Source organism: Duganella aceris (assembly GCF_011090165.1).
Classification (GTDB): domain Bacteria; phylum Pseudomonadota; class Gammaproteobacteria; order Burkholderiales; family Burkholderiaceae_D; genus Rugamonas; species Rugamonas aceris.
The window spans coordinates 1-6,811 of sequence record NZ_JAADJT010000030.1 but is presented as its reverse complement, the minus strand read 5'-3'; the positions used below and the strand labels follow the sequence as shown (position 1 = coordinate 6,811).

The following is a 6,811-nucleotide window of genomic DNA, read 5'->3' as shown; positions in this document are numbered from 1 at the left end:
TCCGCATTCGTCGTTGAAGTTGAAATCTCCTCGCATGTTCAGGAGGGAGCTGGCGCGCCGGGCTCAAGAAAGCGGCGCTAACTAAGCGATAGGACGTGTCCGGTTATACGGGGGCAAGATCAGTCAAACGACTGTCGCCTGCCTGTCTCTTTGCAAGTAGAAATAAAAAAATCAGCCAAGTCTGGAAGTTTTGCTGAGCGACTACGCGACGCAGCGATTTGAGGTTGTTCGATGTCGACTGAGTATTCTCACCAACGCCGCCACCTGTTCTCGCCGACCACCGCCACTTGTTCTCGCTCATCGCCGCCGCCTGCTCTCATAAGTCGCAGCCTCACGCAGCGCATGCGGTCACTGCCGCGCTGGGGGATAATGTTGCCTAAAAATTGCCATGACCAAAAGATTTGCTATCCGGACTTGATATTTTAATTTTAGCAAGTACTATTAAGCCTTTAACATTGGCTTGCTAAATATTTATGCTTAATCGTTTTCAGGGTGAAGATGGCCGTCGACTGCGCGTGGAAGCGCTGCTGACGCAGAAAATGGTCGGCGGCAATCGCCAACTTGCGGAGCAGTTGGCTGAAGAAGTCGAGCTCCGTGCAGTTGAGCCTGGAGAAGTTTTGATTAACCAAGGCGACACCGACAACGATGTTTTCATGATCTTCGCTGGCCGCATGGATATTCTGGTCAATGGCCGTGTCGTCAACCGGCGCCAAGCCAATGACCACGTAGGCGAAATGGCTGCAGTAGAACCTTTGCAAAAACGCGCTGCAACGGTCTTGGTCACGGAAGCGGGTGTGGTGGCCAAAATATCGGAAGCTGTTTTGTCCAGGTACGCTTCACGCTATCCTGAAATTTACCGTTGCTTGGCACGCGAACTGGCACGCAGGTTAGAGCAACGCAACGCTATGGTTAGCGCCACTAGGGAGAAGGTGCGAGTGTTTATCATTTCGTCGGCCGAGTGCAGGGCCGTCGGCCGAACCATCCAAAACGCTTTCGCGCGCGAACCATTCACTACCGTAATGTGGACCGACGACGTGTTTAAAGTTGCTAACTACACACTGCAGAGTTTAGAAGACGAGGTCGATAAATCCGATTTTGCGATCGCAATCGCTCACGCCGACGATGTTACTGAGAGTCGCGGCAAAGCATGGCCGGCACCGCGCGACAATGTCATTTTTGAGCTCGGCCTGTTTATGGGCCGGCTAGGCAAAGAGCGCGCGATTTTGATGGAACCTCGGGACCTAGATGTGAAGCTGCCCAGCGACCTTACCGGTATCACTACAATTCCGTACCGCTATGCCAAAGAGGACACGGCGGCGATTATGGCGCCCGCCTGTAACGCACTGCGCGATCATATTATGCGCCTTGGACCAAACAATTGAACATACGGTGACAGCGTGAGCCTGAAGAAAAAGCTTGATGAAGACGTCCAGAAGACCTTCCGGGAGCAATGGGAGGTCCAGGTCACATCCTCGGTGCCAGCGGCGGAGGACCTCCGCTTAAATTCGAATCATGCTAAAGATCTGGAAACTGCAACGGTACTTTATGCTGACTTAAACGGGTCTACGAAGATGGTCGACCAATACGACTGGAGGTTTAGTGCCGAGGTGTATAAAACTTTCTTGCGCTGCGCTGCCGATATCATCCGCGCCGAAGGGGGGGCAATTACGGCCTACGATGGTGATCGGATCATGGGCATTTTCACAGGCGAGACAAAGAATACAACAGCCGTTAGATGCGCATTAAAGATTACTTTTGCGGTACGCGAGATCATTCAACCAGCTCTGAAGAACCAGTACCAAGGCAATGACTTCACCGTTGGGCACATAGTAGGCATCGACACCAGCCGCCTGCGTACAGCACGAACTGGGGTGCGAGGTGACAACGACCTGGTGTGGATCGGTAGAGCCGCGAACTATGCTGCGAAGCTGACTAGCGTTCCGGGAAAGACCATATGGATCACTAATACGGTCTACGATGCGATGAATGACACCGTCAAGTATTCCAATGGCCAGAATATGTGGGCGCAGCACACGTGGAATGATATGGATAACGTCACCATCTATGGCTCCACGTACCAATGGCGTATAGATTAGGCCTATGTCATTCCGCTAGCGGCATTGGCGACTACCTCATCCTGCGGTTTATGGACACATCCAAGCAAGGAGAGACGCGACAACGAACGACAGCGAGAGAAATGTAAAAACTGCGGATCGGAAGACCCAGTTCGACTTCCGCTGTATCACTTGAGATATTGAGTGATGTTGTTCTAAGGCTTCATAGGCAAATGCCTCGGTATTCAGGCATCTAAACTCTTTCACCATATTTTTCAACCCATCCTTGCCATATTTTTTGGAAATATATCCGTAAAAGCTTAAGGGCTTGTATTCAGCTATCCAAGGGCTTTTTTTTCCGACTAGAACTGATAAGCTTTCCCTGGGCGCAATAACAAGCATCGCCGATAGCAACGCGATTAGCGACGACAGAGTGGCGGAAAGACCGAAATATTGCGCTGCTCCTTGCCACTTATCGATTTTCAAGCTTCCCCATAAAAAGGCCAGAATGCCAGCGTTCATTGCCGAGAAGAATGTGCCTTTTGAATCCATAACGGACGTCCACTTGCGGCCGATCTCGGCGTAGCTCGTGTATAGCTTCAGGCGCTCATCTTGTGTCATTGCTGGTGGTAAGGCCTCGTTGTCGTCCACTTTGCACTCCAGATATTTTGAGATCTTACAAGTAGAACATATTCCGAACATGTAGCGCTAGTTTCGCCTAAGCAACTGCAGGATCGCACTTGGATCGCGACCAAATTAAATAAAGTTGCCTTGTAAAAATTTATTAATTGATTTTTATAAAAAATAATTTCCTGGCGTTCTTGATTCATTGGGTTTCGGCCCAACGTGCACAGTTGTCGTAGTGTCTAGACGATCGGGATTTTTGATAAATACCAAAGCTGGGGGAAGTATGGTAAAGCGGACGTGGGATGAGGCCCGAGCGAAGAAACGCATTGGGACGCGTATTGACGAAGTCGAGACTGTTACCATTAAGGAATACGTACGAACCACGGACCTCGCTGGTCTGGCTAATGGCGTCGCGTACCGAGTCGACGGTGTCCATCTTTACATCGACATATTGAACATCGATGAGATGCTGAACGTAACCGTCACTGAAGGGGAGCGCTCGCACCAGCGGACGTTGCGATTCCTGAATCTACACTACCGTGCCGTTCGCAATATCCTGCTCGACGTAGACGCAATCGAAGTCGACTTCCATAATCAACGCTTGCATGCCGTGTTTGCTAAGCCGTATGGTGACGAAAAGGCCCGTGTGATGAAGGCGGTCGCAACGGCGCAGCTAATCCGTGACGTGCTGGCAAAAACAGGTGAGGACGGGGATGATCCGCTTCCTGCGGCGAAGACCCGCATTGGCATTGATTCGGGCAAGGCGCTGGCGGTGAACAACGGCCGACGCTCCAGCCGCGAGCCTCTGTTCCTGGGGAATCCCGCTAATCAGGCGGCTAAACGGGCCGGTGGAAGTGTGGCAGGCATTTACATGACGAACAACGCCAGGGTGTCGGCAGGCTGGGATAAAGTTCTGGAAGTGGATGTGACTGCAGTAACTTCTGCACAAATCACCGAGGCGCAACAACATGCCGCCCTTACGGTCACCGTCGATCAGGTGGTCGAAAAATGGGAAGATGAGTTGGAGAACAGCCCGATTGGCAGTTTCATTTTCTATCGCCACACCCCCCCCTTCCAGTCATTGGAACTCGAAGACTTGACGCCGGCCAATTCCCGTCGCCAAGAGAGCGTATCGCTGTACGCAGACATCGACAATTTCACACGCTACGTCGCCGACCGTGTGGACGATGATAAGAAAGCTGAGGACGTGGTCAGGACGCTGCACGTGCTGCGCGGCGAACTGGACAGCGTTTTGCATGAAGACTTTGCCGGTAAGAAGATCCGTTTTATTGGCGATTGCGTCCATGGAATTCTGGTTGAGGGCACCTCGCAAAACACCGACGACGCGGAAACAGCAAAGAACGCGATTCTTTGCGCTGCCGCAATGCGCAGCAGCTTTAATCTAGCCCTGGATGAATTGAAGGATTCGAGTATCGATGCCGCTGACTTGGGTTTGCAGATTGGCTTGGAGCACGGGATCACGTCGGTTACGCGCCTCGGCATTAAGGGCGAGCGAGTGCGTTGTTGTATTAGCCGATCTGTACTGAAATCTGAAGAGGAGCAAAAGCGATGCGCTGGGCGTCAAACCGCGATAGGGCCAAAACTCTACGATAATGCGCCCGAGCCCTTTCAAAACCTGTTTGGCTCATCACGACGTCGCAGTGACTTCGACTACGCTGTGGCCATAGATGCACTGGAACCTAAAGACGATTCAAAAAAAAGTTCCGCCTCTATTGGCTCTAGTCTCTCCAAACCGGCATTGTCAACCGCCGCCAGCGCAGGCTTCGCATTTAATGCTAGTGCTGCGCAACCGTCCAGGAGCCAACGAGGCTTTTCCTGATGTGGTTCCTGCATCCGGATGGCCGGCTCCAGCAGGAGCAACGCGTCTTAGCCGATTTGGTCGCTGAGGGCTGGCTAAAGGAGGTTGAGTGGCATATCGACGAAGAGAAAAAGACGGTAACCGTTGACGTCGACGTGCTTGCCGGCGAGAGGTGGTGGGAGGCTCGAATCGTCTACCCTTTCATCTATCCGTACGCGCCGCCGCAGGTGATGCCGCGAGCGAAGGAGCGTTGGTCCTCACATCAGTGGGGCCGCGGCGAATTGTGCCTAGAGATACGAGCGGACAACTGGTATCCAGGTTTGAATGCAGCAGACATGATGCGTAGCGCGCGCAAGTTACTTGGGACCGAATCGACGCTGGACGAGGCCGGCGTGCCACTTGAGGTATTGAGTGATCACCGCTTCACAGAAGGCCAACGCCTGGCGTGGGAGCCGATGAGGCTCTTACTGACTGACGATCTTGTCGCCGAAGCTCAGCGCCGTGGAGAGGTCGTAAGCATTCTCGAATTGTCGCGGGTTCAACATGATTTGGCGTTGGTTTTTACTGGCGTCTCACTGCTGGGTGATCGGCATTTTGACGAGTGGATTGATGGTGGGCTGCCGAGACAATTTCGCACGGATAGCATCGCCATTGCGCGCATCGCAAACCTGGTAGAAGGTGGCGCCGCTTATCTTGCGCTGACCGATGACAATTGTGCGCCAGATGTTCTATGGAAGCATTTCTCCGATATCCCTTTCGATAGCCCCAAGGTCGTGGTGGGTATGCTACCCAGCAAGATCCTTGCTAAGTTTTTGGGTCCAACCGAAATTATTGATATGGCTATCATTCCTATGGATAACCAACAACGTTCACCCGCCCGCAACGATGCGCTCAATGGCAAACGCGTTGCAATAGTTGGATGCGGCTCGATGGGAAGCAAAGTAGCTGCTAGCTTGGCGCGATGCGGTGTGACTGATTTTCTTCTTTTTGACGGTGATGTGTTAAAGCCGGGGAATTTGGTACGCAACGAGCTTGACTGGTTCGAGGTCGGTGCGCATAAAGTCGACGGCGTGATTAGTCGGCTCCGGGCGATCAATCCAAAAGTTCAGGTCGACAGTTGGAAGGGACGTCTAGACGGCCAGCACTCCACTGCGACGATAGTTGCGGCCCTTGAGAAGCTCGCTAAATGCGATCTAATTGTCGAAACATCTGCTAACGGGCAAGGATTTGCCGCATCCGCCGCTGTGGCGTCACAAGCGAAGATTCCGATGGTCTGGGGACGGGTGTTTGGTGGCGGTTATGGCGGTTACGTAGTACGCTCCAGGCCTGGTATCGAATCCCCGCCGCTCGAAGTTCGACATCAGGTATACACAGCGATGACTGATCCTTCCTTGCCTAAGCCACCTGACGATAGCGACATCGACTATGGAAGCGAAAATGACGAACACGAGGCGATGATCGCCGATGATGCAGACGTTTCTATCCTTTCTGGATATCTATCCAGGCTGATTATCGACACGCTTCGTCCCGTGGCGGAATCGGATTATTCAGAATCCGCTTATCTGATCGGTTTAAGGAAAGAGTGGATTTTTGAGACGCCATTCGAGACGCGGCCGATTAGCTTGCCGCGCGTTGATTAATAGGCGTCCCATGATTGAAGTAACGTTAAGTGCGAAGTGTGCCCGCAAACTGAAAAAGGAGCTACGCGCTGCAGGGCGAAACGAGATTGGCGGGGTGCTCGCCGCCGAACAGATAGCAGACGGCAAATTTTTGGTTCGATCCCTGTCCGTTCAAAGAGATGGAACGCCTACTTCGTTTACCAGAGCCCCATCGCAGCACAGAAAGTTTATTCGTCGCTTCCATCTGTTGACGGGGTGCCAGCCGCAGCGTTTTAACTATCTAGGAGAGTGGCATTCACATCCAAGTTTTTTGGCACTGCCCAGTCGGCCTGATATTTTTCAAATGCACGCCGAAATAAATGATCCCGAACAAACGGCATCGTTCTTGGTGCTGATGATCGTTAAGCTGGGACACGATGCCGTACTGGTTGGCTCGGCGCATGCTTTTCGCAGGGGCCACAATGCTGTTCGAGTTTCTCTGAAGGCTGAACCTGGCACAAAGGTTCGCGAAGAGGGTGCGGTTGTAGCTCCAGGTCCTAGCCGAACGCTACGCCGCTTCAACGGTTGAAGTGTAGTAGTTCCGATTTGATCTGACAGTAAGGCCTTGCCAAAGGGTGGGGTTACCCGGTTTGATAGAGGTGCGAATCTTTATTAAACCAGCGCGCAAGCGCCAAGGAGTAACCCCATGAGCA

General features: G+C 52.5%; 6 protein-coding genes. 5 read left to right on the top strand and 1 reads right to left on the bottom strand.

Annotated features, from left to right (window positions below; genetic code table 11):
* Positions 1–473 precede the first annotated feature (473 nt).
* Both GW587_RS30825 and GW587_RS30820 read left to right on the top strand, forming a co-directional pair.
* Positions 474–1,382 carry a TIR domain-containing protein gene (locus tag GW587_RS30825; RefSeq protein ID WP_166108734.1) on the top strand — a complete coding sequence of 303 codons (909 nt, stop codon included), beginning with the start codon at positions 474–476 and terminating at the stop codon, positions 1,380–1,382.
* A gap of 15 nt (positions 1,383–1,397) precedes the next feature.
* Positions 1,398–2,096, top strand: a complete 699-nt coding sequence (locus tag GW587_RS30820; RefSeq protein ID WP_166108733.1) for an adenylate/guanylate cyclase domain-containing protein — start codon at positions 1,398–1,400, stop codon at positions 2,094–2,096.
* 48 nt (positions 2,097–2,144) lie between these two features.
* On the opposite strand, the gene GW587_RS30815 is transcribed toward GW587_RS30820, so the two are convergent.
* Positions 2,145–2,705 (bottom strand): Pycsar system effector family protein, encoded by a 561-nt coding sequence (locus tag GW587_RS30815; protein ID WP_166108732.1) that lies wholly within the window; start codon positions 2,703–2,705, stop codon positions 2,145–2,147.
* Positions 2,706–2,964: 259 nt separating this feature from the next.
* Between GW587_RS30815 and GW587_RS30810 the strand changes: the two genes are divergently transcribed.
* From GW587_RS30810 to GW587_RS30800, 3 genes are read left to right on the top strand one after another with little or no spacing between them, the layout of a single operon-like run.
* A complete protein-coding gene (locus GW587_RS30810) occupies positions 2,965–4,521 on the top strand; it encodes an adenylate/guanylate cyclase domain-containing protein (protein WP_166108731.1) in 1,557 nt (518 codons plus the stop codon).
* Positions 4,521–6,140 (top strand): ThiF family adenylyltransferase, encoded by a 1,620-nt coding sequence (locus tag GW587_RS30805; RefSeq protein ID WP_166108730.1) that lies wholly within the window; start codon positions 4,521–4,523, stop codon positions 6,138–6,140. Before GW587_RS30810 ends, GW587_RS30805 begins: the two co-directional genes overlap by 1 nt.
* Before the next feature lie 10 nt (positions 6,141–6,150).
* Positions 6,151–6,687, top strand: a complete 537-nt coding sequence (locus GW587_RS30800; RefSeq protein ID WP_166108729.1) for a Mov34/MPN/PAD-1 family protein — start codon at positions 6,151–6,153, stop codon at positions 6,685–6,687.
* The last annotated feature ends 124 nt before the right edge of the window (positions 6,688–6,811 follow it).

Excerpts from the sequence above, each read along its gene's own strand:
- GW587_RS30825 (WP_166108734.1), top strand. The coding sequence starts at position 474 with ATGCTTAATCGTTTTCAGGGTGAAGATGGCCGTCGACTGCGCGTGGAA.
- GW587_RS30810 (WP_166108731.1), top strand. The coding sequence starts at position 2,965 with ATGGTAAAGCGGACGTGGGATGAGGCCCGAGCGAAGAAACGCATTGGG.
- GW587_RS30805 (WP_166108730.1), top strand. The coding sequence starts at position 4,521 with ATGTGGTTCCTGCATCCGGATGGCCGGCTCCAGCAGGAGCAACGCGTC.
- GW587_RS30800 (WP_166108729.1), top strand. The coding sequence starts at position 6,151 with ATGATTGAAGTAACGTTAAGTGCGAAGTGTGCCCGCAAACTGAAAAAG.